Source organism: Planosporangium flavigriseum (assembly GCF_011947225.1).
GTDB lineage: Bacteria > Actinomycetota > Actinomycetes > Mycobacteriales > Micromonosporaceae > Planosporangium > Planosporangium flavigriseum.
Genome location: NZ_JAATVW010000002.1, coordinates 252928 through 270544, shown reverse-complemented (window position 1 = coordinate 270544; position 17617 = coordinate 252928). Strand labels below are relative to the sequence as shown.

General features: G+C 69.2%; 18 protein-coding genes. 11 read left to right on the top strand and 7 right to left on the bottom strand.

From position 1 onward, the window contains the following. The first annotated feature begins 62 nt into the window (after window positions 1–62). Window positions 63–1343 carry an AI-2E family transporter gene (locus HC028_RS04080; RefSeq protein ID WP_239075303.1) on the top strand — a complete coding sequence of 427 codons (1281 nt, stop codon included), beginning with the start codon at window positions 63–65 and terminating at the stop codon, window positions 1341–1343. On the opposite strand, the gene HC028_RS04075 is transcribed toward HC028_RS04080, so the two are convergent. Then, window positions 1336–3201, bottom strand: a complete 1866-nt coding sequence (locus HC028_RS04075) for an ATP-dependent DNA helicase (RefSeq protein WP_168073390.1) — start codon at window positions 3199–3201, stop codon at window positions 1336–1338. The two genes, HC028_RS04080 and HC028_RS04075, sit on opposite strands and share 8 nt — an antisense overlap. 363 nt (window positions 3202–3564) lie before the next feature. Here HC028_RS04075 and HC028_RS04070 point away from each other — a divergent pair, with 363 nt between their 5' ends. The 4 genes from HC028_RS04070 to HC028_RS04055 all read left to right on the top strand — a co-directional run bounded on the left by HC028_RS04070 (window position 3565) and on the right by HC028_RS04055 (window position 6839). Beyond that, the gene (locus HC028_RS04070; RefSeq protein ID WP_168072907.1) at window positions 3565–4098 is read left to right on the top strand and encodes a DUF402 domain-containing protein; all 534 of its coding nucleotides are present in this window, start codon (window positions 3565–3567) and stop codon (window positions 4096–4098) included. A gap of 237 nt (window positions 4099–4335) precedes the next feature. Further along, complete coding sequence (locus tag HC028_RS04065) at window positions 4336–4962, top strand: DUF47 domain-containing protein (RefSeq protein WP_168072904.1); 627 nt, start codon at window positions 4336–4338, stop codon at window positions 4960–4962. 3 nt (window positions 4963–4965) lie between these two features. Then, complete coding sequence (locus HC028_RS04060; protein ID WP_168072893.1) at window positions 4966–5973, top strand: inorganic phosphate transporter; 1008 nt, start codon at window positions 4966–4968, stop codon at window positions 5971–5973. Between the two features lie 65 nt (window positions 5974–6038). Beyond that, entirely contained in the window at window positions 6039–6839 is an 801-nt protein-coding gene (locus tag HC028_RS04055) for an NUDIX hydrolase (protein ID WP_239075302.1), read from the top strand. A 62-nt stretch (window positions 6840–6901) separates the two neighbouring features. On the opposite strand, the gene pstB is transcribed toward HC028_RS04055, so the two are convergent. The 6 genes from pstB to HC028_RS04025 form a co-directional block, all read right to left on the bottom strand. Beyond that, complete coding sequence (gene pstB, locus HC028_RS04050) at window positions 6902–7678, bottom strand: phosphate ABC transporter ATP-binding protein PstB (RefSeq protein ID WP_168072891.1); 777 nt, start codon at window positions 7676–7678, stop codon at window positions 6902–6904. A gap of 11 nt (window positions 7679–7689) precedes the next feature. After that, window positions 7690–8763, bottom strand: coding sequence for a phosphate ABC transporter permease PstA (gene pstA, locus HC028_RS04045; protein WP_168072888.1), 1074 nt, complete (start codon window positions 8761–8763; stop codon window positions 7690–7692). Between the two features lie 76 nt (window positions 8764–8839). Continuing rightward, entirely contained in the window at window positions 8840–9838 is a 999-nt protein-coding gene (gene pstC / locus HC028_RS04040; RefSeq protein ID WP_239075301.1) for a phosphate ABC transporter permease subunit PstC, read from the bottom strand. A gap of 17 nt (window positions 9839–9855) precedes the next feature. Beyond that, the gene (pstS, locus tag HC028_RS04035) at window positions 9856–10965 is read right to left on the bottom strand and encodes a phosphate ABC transporter substrate-binding protein PstS (RefSeq protein ID WP_168072886.1); all 1110 of its coding nucleotides are present in this window, start codon (window positions 10963–10965) and stop codon (window positions 9856–9858) included. A gap of 319 nt (window positions 10966–11284) precedes the next feature. After that, the gene (mshD, locus tag HC028_RS04030) at window positions 11285–12253 is read right to left on the bottom strand and encodes a mycothiol synthase (RefSeq protein WP_239075300.1); all 969 of its coding nucleotides are present in this window, start codon (window positions 12251–12253) and stop codon (window positions 11285–11287) included. A 30-nt stretch (window positions 12254–12283) separates the two neighbouring features. Beyond that, the gene (locus HC028_RS04025) at window positions 12284–13015 is read right to left on the bottom strand and encodes a winged helix-turn-helix transcriptional regulator (RefSeq protein WP_168072884.1); all 732 of its coding nucleotides are present in this window, start codon (window positions 13013–13015) and stop codon (window positions 12284–12286) included. A gap of 191 nt (window positions 13016–13206) precedes the next feature. Here HC028_RS04025 and HC028_RS04020 point away from each other — a divergent pair, with 191 nt between their 5' ends. The 6 genes from HC028_RS04020 to HC028_RS04000 all read left to right on the top strand — a co-directional run bounded on the left by HC028_RS04020 (window position 13207) and on the right by HC028_RS04000 (window position 17613). Beyond that, entirely contained in the window at window positions 13207–14184 is a 978-nt protein-coding gene (locus tag HC028_RS04020; protein WP_168072881.1) for a hypothetical protein, read from the top strand. 48 nt (window positions 14185–14232) lie between these two features. Further along, entirely contained in the window at window positions 14233–15015 is a 783-nt protein-coding gene (locus HC028_RS04015) for an LmeA family phospholipid-binding protein (protein WP_168072879.1), read from the top strand. A gap of 86 nt (window positions 15016–15101) precedes the next feature. Continuing rightward, window positions 15102–15206: an Ms5788A family Cys-rich leader peptide gene (locus HC028_RS28360; RefSeq protein WP_338091265.1), complete on the top strand. Its 105-nt coding sequence runs from the start codon at window positions 15102–15104 to the stop codon at window positions 15204–15206. A 194-nt stretch (window positions 15207–15400) separates the two neighbouring features. Then, window positions 15401–16249 (top strand): sulfurtransferase, encoded by an 849-nt coding sequence (locus HC028_RS04010; protein WP_168072876.1) that lies wholly within the window; start codon window positions 15401–15403, stop codon window positions 16247–16249. A gap of 11 nt (window positions 16250–16260) precedes the next feature. Further along, entirely contained in the window at window positions 16261–16572 is a 312-nt protein-coding gene (locus HC028_RS04005; RefSeq protein ID WP_239075299.1) for a DUF1416 domain-containing protein, read from the top strand. A 180-nt stretch (window positions 16573–16752) separates the two neighbouring features. Continuing rightward, window positions 16753–17613: a hypothetical protein gene (locus tag HC028_RS04000; protein ID WP_168072874.1), complete on the top strand. Its 861-nt coding sequence runs from the start codon at window positions 16753–16755 to the stop codon at window positions 17611–17613. Window positions 17614–17617: the final 4 nt, after the last annotated feature.

Genomic DNA, 17617 nt, shown 5'->3' with positions numbered 1-17617 from the left:
GGTGTTTCACGATCCGGTAGGTGTGCCTCCAACCGTTACGGTGTACCCGGGAGGAGGTCTGAGTGGGCCCGATTGAGCACGTGCGCAGGAACATCCGCCGGGCGTACGCCGCACGGCGTACCGCTTCGAAGATGCCGATCGCCGACCGCCAGGAGCGCATCGTGGAACTGGACGAGACGACGCCGTCGCTGTCGCCGCAACCGCCGCCCGTTGCCCGGCCGCTGGCCGGCCACGATGACGTCGACGTGCCCCGAGGCCTGCGGGTCGCGACCGCGTGGTCCTGGCGGCTGCTCGTCCTGGCCGCCGCCGCGGCGCTGGTGCTGTGGCTGGTCGGCCGGCTCAAAGACGTCCTGATTCCGGTGAGCATCGCGCTGCTGCTCACCGCGCTGCTGGCGCCGGCGGCCGGGTGGCTGCGCCGCTCGGCCCGGCTGCCGCGGTCGCTCGCGGTCGCCGTCGTGCTCATCGGCGGTATCGCCGCGGTCGTGGGCGTGCTCACGCTCGTGGTGACGCAGTTCGTCAACTCCTTCCCGGCGCTGGCCGCCAACGCGACCGCGGGTATCCGCACCATTCAGGACAGTCTGCGGAGCGGACCGCTGCACCTGTCCAACACCCAGTTCACCGGTATGGCCGACGCCGCGCAGCAGTGGCTGGACAGTCACCGCGACGTGGTGACCAGCAGCGCTGTGACGACCGCCACCACGGCGCTCGACGTGGTCGTCACCGCGATCCTGGTGCTGTTCACGACGTTCTTCTTCCTGCGCGACGGCCGGCGCATCTGGCAGTTCCTGGTCGGCCTCATGCCGGCAGGTGCCCAGACGCCGCTCGGGGCGGCGGGTGAGGCGTCCTGGTCGACGCTGGTGTCGTACGTGCGGGCCACTGTTCTCGTGGCGTTCATCGACGCGGTCGGTATCGGCCTGGCTCTGTCGCTGCTGCGGGTGCAGTTGGCGTTCCCGCTCGCCGCGCTCGTCTTCCTGGGCGCGTTCGTACCCATCGTCGGCGCAGCCGTGTCCGGCGCGGTCGCCGTCCTCGTAGCGCTGGTCACCAAGGGCTGGGTGACCGCGTTGATCGTGCTGGCCGCCGTCATCCTCGTCCAGCAGTTGGAGGGGCACATCCTCCAGCCGATCATCATGGGTCGGGCGGTCGCGATCCATCCGCTCGCGATCATCCTCGCCATCACGACCGGCATCATCCTTGCCGGCATCATGGGCGCGCTGATCGCGGTGCCGCTGCTCGCCGTTCTGAACACCGGTATCCGCCGGCTCATCAGCCATCGGGCGGTGTCATCGGCTCCGGCTCCGGATCCAGAGCCGGAGCCGGTGACACCGAGGCCGTCGGCTACCTAGCGGCGAGCCGCTTCAACGCCGCCCGCACCACCGCTGGCTTCGTGGTGTACCAGAACGGTGGCAGCGAACGCCGGAGGAATCCGCCGTAGCCCTTCGCCGTCTCCAGGCGTGAGTCGAGTACGGCCACCACGCCGCGATCGCCGGCGGCCCGGATCAGCCGGCCGGCGCCCTGCGCCAGGCGTACGGCGGCGATCGGAACGCTGACCGCCGCGAAGCCCGAACCGCCGGCGGAGTCGACGGCGGCGGCCCGGGCCGCCGCGAGCGGCTCGTCGGGGCGGGGGAACGGCAGCCGGTCGATGATGACCAGTTGGCACGCGTCGCCCGGCACGTCGACGCCCTGCCACAGGGACATGACGCCGAGCAGGCAACTGTTGCGGTCTTCGCGGAAGCGGCGGACCAGCAGCGGTAGTGCCTCCTCGCCCTGCAGCAGGATCGTCAGGTCGGTGCGTTCGCGTAGGACCTCCGCGGCGCGTTCGGCCGCCCGCCGGCTGGAGAAGAGCCCGAGAGTCCGGCCGCCGAGAGCCTGGACCAGTTCGACCATCTCCTCGGCGGCCGCCTCCGACAGCCCGGAGGTCGTCGGGCGCGGCAGCTTCGCGGCCACGTACAGGATGCCCTGACGGGGATAGTCGAACGGCGAACCGACGTCGAGCGAGGTCCAGTCGGTCTCGTCGTCAAGGCCCAGCGCCTTGGCCACCGTGTCGAACTTGCCGCCCAGGGCGAGCGTGGCCGAGGCGGCGACGACCGTGCGCTCCTCGTACAGGTGGGTTTGCAGGGTGCCGGCGACCGACAGCGGGGCGACCACGACCGCCCGCCGGCCCCGTTCGTCCTTCTCGACCCAGGCCACATCCTGTGCGGAGAACGCCAGCAGCCGCTGAGCGGTGTTCGACAGGTCGGTCAGCAACGCTTTCACCTGCTGCTTGCGGACCGGGTCCGGATCGTCGGCCTTGACCTCGCCGATGCCGTGGAGGCACCGCCGGGTCGCGCCGTCGAGCAGCGTCAACGCCTCGGCGACGGGCGTCGGCAGCCCTGCGGTGAGCCGGCCGGCGGGCACGTCGGCGAGCCCGACCGCGAGCGCGTCGCCCGCTTCGACCAGCAATTCGTACCCCTCGTCGTCGACCTGTGGGCGGGCCCGCCGGGCCGCGCGGTCGAGCGCTTCGGGGGACAGTTCGGCCTGGGCGGCCGACGAGACCCGGTCGGCCAACTCGTGCGCCTCGTCGAGGACGAGCAGCTTGTGCGGGGGCAGGATCTTCCGCTCGGCCAGCATGTCGATGGCGAGCAGGCTGTGGTTGGTGACCACGATGTCGGCTTCACGCGCCCGCTGCCTGGCGAACTCCGCGAAGCACTCCGAACCGTATGGGCAGCGGGCCACGCCCACGCACTCGCGTGCCGGCATCGACACCAGTCGCCAGGCCGAGTCGTCGACGCCCGGGTCCAGTTCATCGCGATCGCCGGTCTCGCTCTCCATGGCCCACTCGGTCAGCCGCTGGATCTGCTTGCCCAGCCGGCCGGCCTCGCCGAGCCATTTGGTGCCGCCACTGTCGTCGCCGAACAGCGTGTCGCTGGGCTCATCGACCGAGCTGTTGTCCAGCCGGGCCATGCACACGTAGTGGTGGCGCCCCTTGAGCACGGCGAACGTGGGGCGTCGGCCGAGCAGCGGCTCGACCGCATCGGCCAGCCGGGGCAGGTCGTGGTCGACGAGCTGGGACTGCAGCGCGAGGGTCGCGGTCGACACGACCACCGGCCCGTCGACGAGCAGTGAGGGCACCAGGTACGCCAGCGACTTGCCGGTACCCGTGCCGGCCTGGACGAGAAGGTGCTCGCCGGACTCGGCCGCGTGGGCCACCGCCTCGGCCATCATCCGCTGGCCAGGGCGCTCGGCGCCGCCCGGCACCGCGCCTACCGCGGCCGCGAGGAGTTCGGGGACGCTGGGCCGCTCGCGACGGGCACGGCGGGTGGCGGGGGTGGCGGTCGCGGCGGTCACGGGAAGGCAGGCTACCCGCTCCGTATGACCGATCGCGGCTTGTCCACAGCGTGGCGCCTGTTATCCACAGGAACCACTCCACGTTCGGTACCGGGTTGTGCGCTCCGCGTACGCTTGGCATGGTGTCTTCCGGTCGTGTCCATGTGCGCGTAACCGTGATTTGGCACAGTAAGTCGACAGCGGTCGATCTGCGCTTTCGTGGCGTGTCCGTCCAGCCATGCTGATCGATAGGGTGGTCTCGTGACAGGCGATCTCGTACGGGTGGTGTATCGCAAGTACGACGGCTCGTTGCACTGGAATCAGCCGGGCCGTCTCATCGGCGAGGATGAGTTCGGCATCTGGGTGGGCGGGGCGGCAGGCACGCCGGTGTCACGGGGCGAACAGCGGGTCAATCCGGCCGAGCACGACCACGTGATGCTGTTTCCGCGTAACGGTTGGTGGACCGCGCTGTTCAACGCCGCACCCCACCGCACCGACGTGTACTGCGACATCACCACCGTGCCGGCGTGGCCCACGCCCGACGTGGTCACCATGGTGGACCTCGACCTGGATGTCCGGCGCCGTCGTGCCGGCGTCGTCCAGTTGCTCGACGAGGACGAGTTCGCCGTCCACCAGGTTCGCTACCAGTACCCGCCCGAGGTCGTCACGCAGGCCTGGGCGGCCGCCGAGTGGCTGGCCGCCGCGCTGACCGATCGCATCGAACCCTTCGACAGGGTCTATCTGCGATGGCTGGACGTTGTCGCGCGGAATCTCGGGCAGATCAACGTGGCGTGACCCGGATCACGTGTCCGTCGGTGGCGGACCCCGCGCGGTGGTGGGGTACCACCCGTGGTGGGGCGCATCCGCGAACCGCGGTGTGCAAAGGTGGACGATTGGCTCGGTAACTGCCTGTGTCAACAGCCTGACGCGCGGGTTAGTGAAGGTCGGCGCTAGGGCGGGATTTGGCATTGCCTAGCATTCGTGCAGCTCCATCAGTACAACGCATCCCATCGGCCGTGACGAGGTTAGCCCGTGCGATTCAAGCTGCGTCCCAGCGACGACGCGTTCTATGAGTTCTTCAGCAAGGCTGCGGCGAATCTCGTCCGGGGCACGGAACTGCTCAACGAGCTGGCCCTGCCCGGCGCCGATGTGCAGTCGATCAGTGAGCGCCTGGTCGAGGTCGAGCACGACAGCGATGCGATCACCCACGAGCTGTACAACAAGATCAATACGTCGTTCATCACGCCGTTCGACCGGGAGGACATCTACCGGCTCGGCTCGCAGCTCGACGACATCATGGACCACCTGGAGGGTGTGGGCAGCCTGCTCTACCTGTACGGGCTGACCAAGCTGCCGTCGCTGCCGCGCGAGGTGCACGAGATGGTCAACGTGCTCGACCAGCAGGCCAAGCTCACGGCCGACGCGATGCCGCGACTGAAGTCGATGAAGGATCTGCGGGAGTACTGGGTCGAGTGCAACCGGCTGGAGAACGAGGGTGACCGCGTGTACCGGATGCTGCTGGTGCGCCTGTTCTCCGGCGAGTACGACGCGCTGACCGTCCTGAAGATGAAGGAGGTCGCCGACGAGTTGGAGGCGGCCTGTGACGCGTTCGAGCATGTGGCGAACACCGTCGAGACCATCGCCGTGAAGGAGTCCTGACGCGTGTCCGCCGAACTTGTAGCGGTCCTCGCGGTCATCTTGGTATCGATGGTTTTCGATTATACCAACGGCTTTCACGATGCGGCCAACGCGATCGCCACCTCCGTGTCGACGCGGGCGCTGACACCGCGAGTCGCCCTCGGCGTCGCCGCCGTCGGCAACCTCGTCGGCGCCTACTTCGGCGCGGGGGTCGCGAAGACGGTGGGTGAAGGCCTGGTTACCCTGCCCAAGGACACGGCCAGCCTGGGCGTGGTGTTCGCCGGGGTGCTCGGCGCCATCGCGTGGAACCTCATCACCTGGTACTTCGGGCTGCCGTCGTCCTCGTCGCACGCGCTGTTCGGCGGCCTGGTCGGCGCGACCGTCTTCGCCGCGGGCGGGGTCGTGCACTGGGACACGATCGGCCAGAAGGTCATCCTCCCGATGGTGCTGTCGCCGGTCGTCGGCGCCATCCTCGGGTTCCTGGTGATGCTCGCCGTCTTATGGATCTTCCGTAAGGGCCACCCGGTCAAGCTCAACCGCGGGTTCCGGGTCGCGCAGACCATCTCGGCGACCGCGATGGCGGTCGGCCACGGCATGCAGGACGCCGCGAAGACGATGGGCATCGTCGTGCTGGCCCTCTACACCGGCGGCTTTCAGGAGAGCCGGACCCACATCCCAGGGTGGGTGTTCTTCACGTCCGCCACGGTGCTGGCGCTGGGTACCTACTCGGGCGGCTGGCGCATCATCCGTACCCTCGGCCGCCGGGTGATCGACCTCGGCCCGGCCGAGGGCTTCGCCGCCGAGACCGTCGCCAGTTCGGTGCTCTACTTCAACGCGCTGGTGCTCAAGGCGCCGATCTCGACCACGCACACGATCACCTCGGCGATCATGGGGGTTGGCGCCACCAAGCGGCTGTCGGCGGTGAAGTGGAACGTCGCCGGCAACATCGTGCTGGCGTGGATCCTGACCTTCCCGGCGGCGGCCGCGATCGCGGTCCTGGCGTATCTGCTGGTCCGCCCGATCTTCGGCTGAGGTACTCGGCCCGATCCGGGCGCGGACGGTGTAGGCACGATCTTGGCGGGGTTAGGCTCGGCAGCGTGGACGAGTTGACCCGGTCCTTCCCCGTGCCCGCCAGCCTGCTCAAGCACGCCCGGGAGTTCTACGCGTCCGGCGCGACGCCAGCGACGCCGAAGCTGGCCAGCACCGTCCTCCTGTTGCGCCCCGGCCCTGAGGTGTACATGATCCGACGGGCGTCGACGATGGCGTTCGCCGCCGGTATGCATGCGTTTCCCGGCGGTACCGTCGACCCGCGCGACGCCGCCGTACAGCCTGGTTGGGCCGGCCCGACGCCCGCCGAATGGGCCGTCCGGCTGGGCCTCGACGAGGCGTACGCCCGTGCCGTGGTCAGCGCCGCGGTCCGGGAGGTCTTCGAGGAGTCCGGCGTCCTGCTGGCCGGCCCGGACGTCTCGACCGTCGTCGGTGACGTCTCCGGTGCGGAGTGGGAGGCGGCGCGGGTGGCGCTCATCGCGCACGAGATCGGTTTCGCCGAGTTCCTCGCCGACCGCGACCTGGTCGTCCGCAGTGACCTGCTGACGCCGTGGGCCCGCTGGCTCACGCCGGAGATCGAGCCGCGCCGCTACGACACGTACTTCTTCCTGGCCCGCCTGCCCGAGCGGCAGGTGACGCGGGACGTCGGCGGGGAGGCCGACCACGTCGTCTGGGGACACCCTGGCGAGCTCGCGGACCTGCCCATGCTGCCGCCGACCCAGGCGGCGCTGCGGCGGCTGGCCGGGTACCCGGACATGGACGCCGCCATGCTCGCCGAGTGCGACGTGACGACGGCGGTCATGCCACGCATCGTGGTGGATGATGAGCCGCCACGGCTGGTCATCGGCTGAGGGCCCGCAGAACGAAGGCGGGGAGTGCGTTCAACGCACTCCCCGCCGCGGTCTTCTTCCGATCAGCCGAAGCGGCCGGTGATGTAGTCCTCGGTGCGCTTCACCGACGGGTTGGTGAAGATCTTCGCCGTGTCGTCGTACTCGATCAGGCGACCCGGCTCGCCGGTCTTGTCGATCGAGAAGAAGCCGGTCCGGTCGGAGACCCGCGCCGCCTGCTGCATGTTGTGCGTCACGATCACGATCGTGTACTCGTTCTTCAGCTCGGCGATGAGGTCCTCGATCGCCAGCGTCGAGATCGGGTCGAGCGCCGAACACGGCTCGTCCATCAGCACGACCTGCGGCTCGACCGCGATCGCCCGGGCGATGCACAGCCGCTGCTGCTGACCACCGGAAAGGCCGGCACCCGGGCGGTTGAGCCGGTCCTTGACCTCGTTCCAGAGGTTCGCGCCGCGCAGCGCCTTCTCGCACGCCGCGTCCAAAAGCGACTTCTTGCGCACGCCGTTGAGCCGCAGTCCGGCCACCACGTTGTCGTAGATGGACATCGTCGGGAACGGGTTGGGCCGCTGGAACACCATGCCGATCGTGCGGCGTACCGCGGTCACGTCGATGTCCCGGTCGTAGATGTTCTGTCCGTCGATGAGCAGCTGGCCTTCGACCTTCGCCCCGGGCAGCACCTCGTGCATGCGGTTGATGGAGCGCAGGAAGGTCGACTTTCCGCAGCCCGACGGCCCGATCAGGGCAGTGACGGACTTCGGCTCGATCGTCATGCTGATGTTGTCGATCGCGCGGAACGCGCCGTAGTACGCCGATACGTTGACGGCTTCGATGCGCTTGGCCATGGTTCGCACTCCTAACGCGCCAGCTTGTTGCGCCGGGCCAGCAGTTTCGCGGCGACGGTCAGAGACAGGACGAGGACGACCAGGGTCAGTGCCGCCGCCCATGCGCGTCCGGGCGCGTACTTGGAGGCGGTACCGGCCTGCTCGTACACATAGAGCGACAGTGACGACTGGCCACCCGAGAATGGGTTGAAGTTGATCGCGGGGTTACCCAGCGCAACCAGGATCACCGGCGCAGTTTCGCCGCACGCACGGGCCACGGCGAGCATGACCCCCGTCACAATGCCGGGCGCCGCCGTCGGAAGCACGATCTTCGTAATCGTCTTCCACTTCGGAATGCCCAGCGCGTAGGCGCCCTCACGCAGCGCGCCGGGTACCAACCGCAGCATCTCTTCCGTTGAGCGCACGATCGTCGGCAACATCAGCACCGATAGCGCCAGCGCCGCCGCGAAGCCGGAGTACTCCGGCCGGCCGTTGTTGAACATCGGCGACACGACAAGCACCCAGAACGCCAGGATGAACAGGCCGGCCACGATCGAGGGGATACCCGTCATCACATCGACGAAGAAGCGGATCAGCGCGGCGAGTCGGCCGCGCCCGTACTCGACGATGTAGACGGCGCCGAGGACGCCCAGCGGCACCGTGATGAGGGTGGCGATCCCAGCCTGCTCGAGCGTGCCGATGATCGCGTGGTAGGCGCCGCCTTTGTTGTCGAAGGCGCTGACGCCCTTCATCGACACGCCCAGGAAGTACCCGTTGAGCCGCTCGCTGCCCTTGGTCACCAGCGTGAGCGCCACCGAGAGCAGGGGCGCCAGCGCCAGCACGAACGCCGCGTAGACCAGCGACGTCGCGACGCGGTTACGCGCGGCCCGCCCGCCTTCGACGACCGTGGAGAGGGCACCGAGCCCGACCAGGAAGAGCAACGCCGCGACGACGCTGGTGAGCACCGGGCCGCCGGCGCCCGGCAGGTAGACCGCCAGGGCGGCGATCAGGATCGCTGCCGCGCCGACGCCCGCTGGCGCCCATCCCGGCAGCCGCCGGGCCTTCAGGGTGACCCGGCTCCTGGCCGAGTGGGACGCGACGCTCATGCCGCCACCTCGCTGCGCTCGGCGGCGGCATGAGGCTCCACCGCGCTGAGTTGTCCGATTCGCTCGCTGTGCTCGCTCATGCCGCACCTCCCAGGAACTCGCGGCGGCGGTAGACGATCGCGCGCGCCGTCACGTTGACCACGAGCGTGATGGCGAAGAGCACGAGACCGGACGCGATGAGCGCGCTGCGACCCGTCGGGTTCGCCTCCGCGAACTTGAGCGCGATGTTCGCGGCGATCGTGTTGCCGCTGATTCCCAGCAGGTCGAACGAGACGTTGTAGACCGCGCCGAGGGTCAGCGCGAGCGCGATGGTCTCGCCCAGTGCCCGGCCGAGGCCCAGCATGACGGCGGCGATGATGCCCGGCTTGCCGTACGGGAGGACCGCGGTGCGGATCATCTCCCACCTGGTAGCGCCGAGGGCGAGCGCCGCCTCCTCGTTGTGCTTGGGAGTCTGCAGGAAGACCTCGCGCGACAGCGAGGTCACGATGGGCAGCACCATGATGGCGAGCACGATCGATCCGAGCAGGATCGAGGCGCCGTACGGGCCCTTGCTGCCGAAGATCGGGATCCAGCCGAAGTTGTCGTGCAGGAACGTCGAGAGGTCGCTGACCGGGCCGCGGAAGTAGTCACGTCCCCAGAGGCCGAAGACGACGCTCGGCACCGCGGCGAGCAGGTCGATGAAGAAGCCCAGCGTGCTGGCCACCCGGCGGTGGGCGTAGTGGGTGAGGCACAGCGCGATACCCAGCGCCACCGGGACGGCCATGATCAGAGCCAGCGCCGACGTCACCACCGTGCCGAACGCGAGCGCGGCGATTCCGAACGTCGGCGGGCTCTCGTTGGCGAACCAGTCCTTGAATGTGAGGAAGTTCTCGCTGTCGGCGCGCAGCGACGGTATGGCCTTCGCGATGAGGAACGCCGCGATCGCCACGATGATGACGAGAACCGTGGAGCCCGCGGCGGTGGCGAGGATGCGAAACGCCCGTTCCGCGCCGAAGCGACTGCCCCTGGGCAGGGCACCACCCCCGCCGGCACCCGAGGGGCTGGCGGGGGTGGTGGTGAGCGATTGCTGGCTCACTGTGTATGTCCTGTCTGTCAGGCCATGTTGTTGATGGAGGCCATGACCTTGGTCTGGATCGTGTCCGGGAGCGGGGCGTACCCGATCTGGCTCAACTTGGCCTGGCCGTCCTTGCTGGCCACGAAGCCGAGGAAGGACTTCAGCAGCGGCAGCTTGTCGGCCGGGGTGCCCTTGCTGCACACGATCTCATAGGTGACCAGGACGATCGGGTAGGCACCCGCCTCCTTGGTGTTGTAGTCGAGCTTCAGGCTCAGGTCGTCGCCCTGGCCGGTGATCTGCGCACCGGCGACGGCCTTGCCAGCCGACTTCTCGTCCAGCGCGACGTACTCCCCGGCACCGTTGTAGATCTTGGCGGCGGAGAGGCTGTTGGTCTGGACGAACGAGTACTCGACGTAGCCGATCGCGCCCGCGGTCTGCTTGATGGTGGCCGAGACCCCGTCGGAGCCCTTGGCGCCCTGACCGCCCGCGGCCTTCCAGTCCTTGCTGGCGTCGGTGGCCCAGTCGGCACCGGCGGCGGTCTTCAGGTACTTGGTGAAGTTCTCGGTCGTACCCGACGAGTCCGACCGGTGCACGGCCGTGATCGGGGTCGAGGGGAGCGAAGCGCTCGGGTTGTCCGCCTTGATCGCGGCGTCGTCCCAGGTCTTGATCGCGCCCGAGAAGATCTTGGCGATCGTAGCGGGCTTGAGCTGCAGGTCCTTCACGCCGTTGAGGTTGTACGCCACGGCGACCGGGCCGATGACCATCGGCAGGTTGATCGCCTTGCCGCCGGGGCAGCGCGCGTCGGCCTTGGTCTGCTCGTCACCGGCCTTGAGGGCGGAGTCCGAGCCGGCGAAGTCGGCGGTGTTGGCGGTGAACGCCTGGATACCCGCGCCGGAGCCGGTGCCCTGGTAGTTGATCTGGGCACCGCTGCAGGCCTGGTCGTACGCCTTGACCCACTCGTCCATCGCGTTCTTCTGCGCGGTCGAGCCCTGTGCGGTCAACGAGCCGGTCTTGCAATCGATAGTCGGCTTCGCGGCACTGCTCTCGCTGTTTTCGGGCGTGGTGCTCGTGTTGTCCGAGCCGCATGCCGCAAGCGCGAGCGTCGCGGCCGCGACGGCGGCCAGAATGCCGTGACGCTTCAGCTTCACTGCTGTCCCTTCGGGGTACGTCCGTCTCGTCCGATCCTGTGACCGACGCGAGTTTGCGGAGTTGACGTTGGCCATCAACTGATCGGAACGCTATGAGGGCGAGGTTGCCGGTCGATCCGCCTCACATGAACGACGGGTGAATAGCCTTATCGACTTGAATAACGTCTCACCTGCCGCGAAGTGGCTGATGGGTAAACGCGCAGGTCACGGCCCGCTTCTGTCCGTATAATGCGCTGGCGTCGGGTATGACTGCCTCTTGGCAATTGCTTATGAGGCGTGCGTCTCATCCCGTCAGGGCGGATCTGTCGGGCGTATCCGGTCAGACCTGTCGCCGGAAGCACACGTCGGTCACCCAGCGGGCGAAGCTCAGCTTCCGGTACAGCGCGACGGCGCTCGTGTTCGATTCGTCCACGTAGAGCATTGCCTGGTCGAGGCCTTGGCTACGCAGGTGGTGCAGGCCGGCCAGGGTCAGCGCGGTGCCCAGCCCGGTACCGTGCGCCGACGGTGCGACGCCGAGCACGTACACCTCGCCGATCGGCTCGTGCGCGTGCTCGGACGCCTCGCCGGCGCCCGGCGCCGCGCCATGGATCTTGGTCCAGTGGAAGCCGAGCAGCTCACCGTCGGAGTCCCGCTGGGCGAGGAGGAACCCGGCCGGGTCGAACCAGGGCTCCTTCATCCGTACGTGCAGGTCGTCGATCGTCCACTTGCCCTGTTCCGGGTGGCTGGCGAAGGCGGCCGCGTTCAGCGCGACCCAGGCGGCGTCGTCGCTGCCGGGGCGGAACGCCCGCAGGCTCACGCCGTGGGGGAGGGCCGGCTCGGATATCGGCGTACGCAGCGAACGGCGCATCTGCCACAGGACCCGCCAGCGCTCGAACCCCAGCGACAGCGACAGGGCCGACGCCGACGGATGGTCGCCGTGCGCCCACAGGCGCAGCCGGCCCGGGGCCGATCCGCCGGCCCGCTCGTCGGCCACGGCCATCGCCTCAGTCACCAGCGCCCGCCCCAGGCCGCGCCGGCGGTGCAGGGGGTGCACGGCAAGCTCCGCGGACGCTCCCTCGACGGGGTCGGTGGTGTCCACGTGGGCGTAACCAACAAGCCGGCCGTCGTGCCGGGCCAGCAGGTGTACGGCGCGCACGTCGCCGCCACCGTGGCGCAGGTGAAGGACGACGTGCTCGGACAGCGGGTAGGCGCCGTCAGCGTCGCCGGCGGCCCGCATGAGGTCGAGTACCTCGATCACCTCATCGGCCGTCAACCGGTCATTTCGCTGTACGCGCACCACCGCCGTCACGCCGATTACCGTAATTGCTGCTGGTTGCGGTCATGCACGGGGACTGCGCGTGTACTCGGCGATCTCCTCCGTCGCCACCTCGGGCAACGGGCGCGTCGGGGGCACCACGAACTTGTACCCCACCTGGCGGACGGTCCCGATCATCGACTCGTACTCTGAGCCGAGCTTGGCGCGCAGCCGCCGGACGTGGACGTCGACCGTACGGGTACCGCCGAAGTAGTCGTAGCCCCAGACCTCGCGCAGCAGTTGGTCGCGGGTGAAGACCCGGCCCGGGTGCTGTGCCAGGAACTTCAGCAGCTCGAACTCCTTGTAGGTCAGGTCGAGCGGGCGTCCCTTGAGCTTCGCGGCGTAGGTGTCCGGGTCGATGGTCAGCTCGCCGGCCTTCACCAGGGATCCGGCGCTTCCGGTGGCGGCTTGGGTGAGCCTGCCGACCGCCAGCCGCAGCCGCGCTTCCACCTCGGCTGGGCCGGCGCTCGCGAGCAGGACGTCGTCGACCCCCCAGTCGGCGTGCAGAGCAACCAGTCCGGCCTCGGCCAACACGGCCATCAGCGGCATACCGAGGCCGGTGGCGCGGAGCATGCGACAGGTGGCGCGGGCCTCGGCGAGCTCGGTGCGGGCATCGACGAGGACGACGTCCGGGCTCGGACCGCCGACCAGGGTGCGGACGTCGCGCGGCGCGGTGCGGACCGAGTGCGGTAGGAGGTCGAGACCGGGAAGTACCACCTGGCCGGTCGGCGCAGTCGTCAGGAGCAGGATCTCCACGCGCTCACCTCCATCACTGCCGCGCGTCGTGGGCGCCGTGCAGTCTCGTCACGCCATCGTCCGGCGTCGCTGACGGGCGGGGTAGCTTCAGAGAATACCGGAGAACCTGCACAAACAGTCATCCGACGAATGCAGTGGATCTATGTGGGTCGGAGTTCGCTCCGGTAGCGGCGCTCTGGCACGATCGTGGCGTGCCTGCGACGCCTCCCGCTGACGACCCCCACGACGACCGGTCACACGGTCAGCCGGCGTACGGCGACGGCGAGTCCGGGCACGGTGAGGTCCAGCCCGGTTCCGCCGACGATCGACCTCGCGTGGGGCACCGCCGTGCACACGCCGACCAGGGGTCGGGGACGCCGCGGAAGCCCTCCTTGGCGGCGGTCGGATTCGCGGGGCTGCTCACCCTCGTGCTCGGGCTCGGCGCGCTGCTGCCGTCCAGCCTGTACGCGGTTGTGATCTTCGCGATTCAGGTCGGGTACGCGATCACGTGGACCCAGGTCGACCGGCCGCCCGCGCCGAGGATCGTGGCCGGTGTGGGGCTGGCCGCGGCGGTCGCCGCGGACCTCGTCGCGATATGGGCCGAGCCCCCGTCGCTCGCGTGGCTGGCGTACGTGACGGCTGCCGCGTTCGTGGCGGCCGTGGTGGGCGAGTTGACCCGTCCGGCCGGGCGGGAGCGGGTGACCGAGTCGCTCGGCGCCACGCTCGCCGTGACGGTCGGTGTGGTCGCCCTCGCCAGTCTGGTCGTGTTGAGTCGGCACCCGTGGGGTACCCAATCGATCGTGGCTTGTGTCGTCCCGGCTGGCGTCGCCGTCATGGTGGCGCGACTCATCGACCTGATCGCGCCGTACCCGCGCCTCGCGTCGCAGGTGTCGCGCGGCGGGCTCGGTGCGCTGCTCGGCCTGGTGGCCGGCGCGGCCACAGCGGCGGTCATCGGTTCGCTCTCGGCCGGCCTGACAGCCGGCGCGGCCGCGGTGGCGGGTCTGGTGACCGCGCTCATCGCGCTCGTGGTGGACCTGTCGGTGAGTTACGTCCAGGCCGGCCGGCAGTTGGCCGGCGAACCCCCGGCGCCGGTGCCGGCCGGGCTGATTCAGGGCCCGGTAACGGCGTTCGCGCTGGCTGCACCGGTGGCGTACATGGCGAGCGCGCTGCTGCTGTTGAACTACCCGTAGTCGACATCGCAAGACGGTCCATCAAGACGGTCCATCAAGGAGGTTGGTGTGGCGAGACGCGGACGTCGATGGCTGGTCGCGCTGGCCGTGGTCGTGGTGGTGCTGGTCGGCCTCTTCGCCGTGGTCGATCGGGTGGCGGTCAACATGGCCGAGAAGCGGATCGCCGACCAGGCTGCCAGCGAGATGCGTAACCGCGGCATCACCTCGGACAGCAAGCCCCGGGCCAGCATCTCCGGGTTCCCGTTCCTGACGCAGGTGCTGAGCGGCACGTACCAGAATGTGACCATCGACGTCGACAAACCCCATACCGGTCAGGTGACGCTCGACCACATCACACTCGCCGCCAACCAGGTGCACGCCCCGCTCGACACGATCAGGTCCGGCCGGGGCCGGGTCACGGCCGACACGGTCCAGGGCACGGCGGCCATCGGCTGGGACGCTGTGAAACAACTCGTCGACACGACCCCGCTGCGCCAGGTGCCCGGCCTGGACGTCTCGAAGCTGCAGATCACGGCCAAGGACAACAAGTTGAACCTGGCCGCTCCGATCACGTTCGCCGGCCTGAACCTCCAGCTCCAGGCGACCGGCACGCTGGCGGTGACCAAGGGCCAGGTGCACCTGCAACTGGACGACCTGCGCGCCGCGTCCGGGAACGGGGCGTCGCTGCCGGTCCCGCCGTCGTTCGTCGACCAGTACCGCAGTCAGCTCGGGGTCAACATCGCCGTACCGAAGCTTCCGTACAGCCTGGTGGTCAACAAGGTGGAGAGCAACGCCAACGGCATCGTCATCATCGCCACGGCCGCCGATGTCGTTATCGCCGGTCAGGCCTGACTGAATCGGATGTTCGACCGTCAATCGGGTGAATGGCGGCGCTGGTCAGGTGAGTACCGTCTCGGTAATCGGTCAACTGTGCGCTGATGGTTTTCGCGATGTTACGCTCCCTGACCATGGGCACGCTGCTCACGAAAAGGCGCACGGTCGATCTCTGCCGTGTCGCCGCCTGTCTGTGTTGCCTCGCCTGACGGCGGGCCGATCGCGCATGCCCTCATGCGTCCTTGTCGCTGACTAGAGGCCCCGCCTGACGCGGGCTACGTCCGTGTCAGGGCCCGGACCCGCCCCCCGTGATCCGTCCTCTGGGTCGTCCGTGGCGTGTGGTGTGAAACGTCAACGCGTGCGGCGGCTCTCAATCCGAATTGCTTTTCGAGGGAGCTCAAACATGAGTCGTGACTCCGTACTCGTAACGGCCGACTGGGCCGAGAAGAACCTTGGCGCGGACAAGGTGGTGTTCGTCGAGGTCGACGAGGACACCACCGCGTACGACGGGGGCCACATCCCCGGTGCCATCAAGATCAACTGGAGCACCGAGCTGCAGGACCAGGTTCGCCGGGACATGGTGAACAAGGAGCAGTTCGAGGCCCTGCTGTCGGCCAAGGGCATCGCCAACGACGACACCGTCGTCCTCTACGGCGGCAACAACAACTGGTTCGCCGCGTACGCGTACTGGTACTTCAAGCTGTACGGCCACGAGCAGGTCCAGCTGCTCGACGGTGGCCGCAAGAAGTGGGAGCTCGACGGCCGCCCCTACACCAAGGATGTGCCGCAGCGCCCCGCCACCAACTACGTCGCCAAGGACCAGGACCTGGCGATCCGCGCGTTCCGCGACGACATCGTCCCGTCGATCGGCTCGCACAACCTGGTCGACGTGCGCTCGCCCGACGAGTACGCCGGCCGGCTGGCCGCCCCGGCCCACCTCCCGCAGGAGCAGGCGCAGCGCAACGGTCACATCCCGACCGCGATCAGCGTGCCGTGGAGCAAGGCCGCCAACGAGGACGGCACCTTCAAGTCGAACGAGGAGCTGAAGGCGCTCTACGTCGCGGCCGGTATCGACGACGACAAGCCGACGGTCGTGTACTGCCGCATCGGTGAGCGCTCCTCGCACAGCTGGTTCGCGCTGCGCGAGCTGCTCGGCTACTCGGACGTTCGCAACTACGACGGGTCCTGGACCGAGTACGGCTCGCTCATCGGCGTTCCGATCGCGCTCGGCGACGAGCCCGGCCAGGCCTGAGAGGAGACAGCGTGAGCATCGACGGCTGCGGCGCCCCGGAGCAGGGCGCCCCGCTACCCGCCAGCGTGGACGTGGAGAAGGAGACCGTCATCACCGGCGTCGTGTCCGCCGAAGGCGGCCCGGTCGCGGGTGCGTACGTGCGGCTGCTCGACTCCAGCGGTGAGTTCACCGCCGAGGTGGTGACCTCGCCGGCCGGCGAGTTCCGCTTCTTCGCGGCGCCCGGCACCTGGACGCTCCGCGCGCTGTCCCGCGCGGGTAACGGCGACGCCACGGTGGCCGCGGACCGCGGCATCAACAACGTCGCGGTGTCTGTCGGCGCCTGATTGCCCATTGCGGGGCCTGTCAGCGCCTGATTAAATTCGGAAAACGGATCCTCCCCAGGATCATTTGAACGGCCCGCCCCTGACGAGGGGTGGGCCGTTCGCATTGTCAAACTCTGGTCTTCGGGACGGCTCCCGGACTCCGGCGCGGTCGCGATCGGGCCACCTGCCACGATGTGTCTCGTGACTTTCGACGGCGTTCCCGCGCAGTCCGCCCCCGGTCCCGTACCGAGGGCCCCGCGCCGCCGTCGCCTGCTGGTCGCCGTGACGACCGTGTGGGCGGCGCTAGTGGTCGTGCTCGCTGTGTACGCAGTACACCAAGGTGGGGCGACGGTGCGAACCCAGAGCAGCGTCGCGCACGCGCTGCCCACCGTCGACCGGGCACTGTCGGAGGTCATCGCCGCGGCGGCGTCCGCCGGTGCGGTGGCGGAGGTCGGCGGGTACCGGGAGGTGACCGCGCAGTGTTCGATCACCGCGGTACGCGACGGCGCCCGCTACGAACGCACCGCCCGCCTGTACGTGCCGGTCGGCCAGGAGCGCGCGCTGCTGGACGGGATCGCCGCCAAGCTGCCCCACGACTACGACGCCCGGGTGCGCAAGTCCGGCGACTACCCGTTCACGGCTGACGCGGGTGACTTCGTCGCGCTCCAGGGCCGCCCCGTCGGCCCCGGCGAGGTGCGGTTCACCGCCGACACCGGCTGCCGGCCGCTCACCGGTCCGGTCAGCGAGGCCGCGCCGTCCGCCGCGGCCCCTACGCAGGTGCCCGTCCAGGCGGTGCTCGCCACGCTGAAGGTCACCCAGGTGCGCTGGCAGACACACCGCGTCGAGTGCGTACGGGGTGGCTCGGTACGGACGGTGCAGGCCGCTGGAGCGGCGGGCAACGCGCCGCCGGCACTGGTCGACGCGCTGCGCGCCGTTTCGTCGGACGCCCTGGTGGCCCGGCCCGACCTGTACGTGTACCGCAGCGGCCCGGTCGGCGTCGTCGTGCGTACCCGGGAGGGTGTGGTGACGGTGAGCGCGACGACCGGGTGTGACGCCCAGTAAAGAC

Excerpts from the sequence above, each read along its gene's own strand:
- HC028_RS04075 (WP_168073390.1), bottom strand. The coding sequence starts at position 3,201 with ATGATGGCCGAGGCGGTGGCCCACGCGGCCGAGTCCGGCGAGCACCTT.
- pstB (WP_168072891.1), bottom strand. The coding sequence starts at position 7,678 with ATGGCCAAGCGCATCGAAGCCGTCAACGTATCGGCGTACTACGGCGCG.
- pstA (WP_168072888.1), bottom strand. The coding sequence starts at position 8,763 with ATGAGCGTCGCGTCCCACTCGGCCAGGAGCCGGGTCACCCTGAAGGCC.
- HC028_RS28360 (WP_338091265.1), top strand. The coding sequence starts at position 15,102 with ATGGTTTTCGCGATGTTACGCTCCCTGACCATGGGCACGCTGCTCACG.
- HC028_RS04010 (WP_168072876.1), top strand. The coding sequence starts at position 15,401 with ATGAGTCGTGACTCCGTACTCGTAACGGCCGACTGGGCCGAGAAGAAC.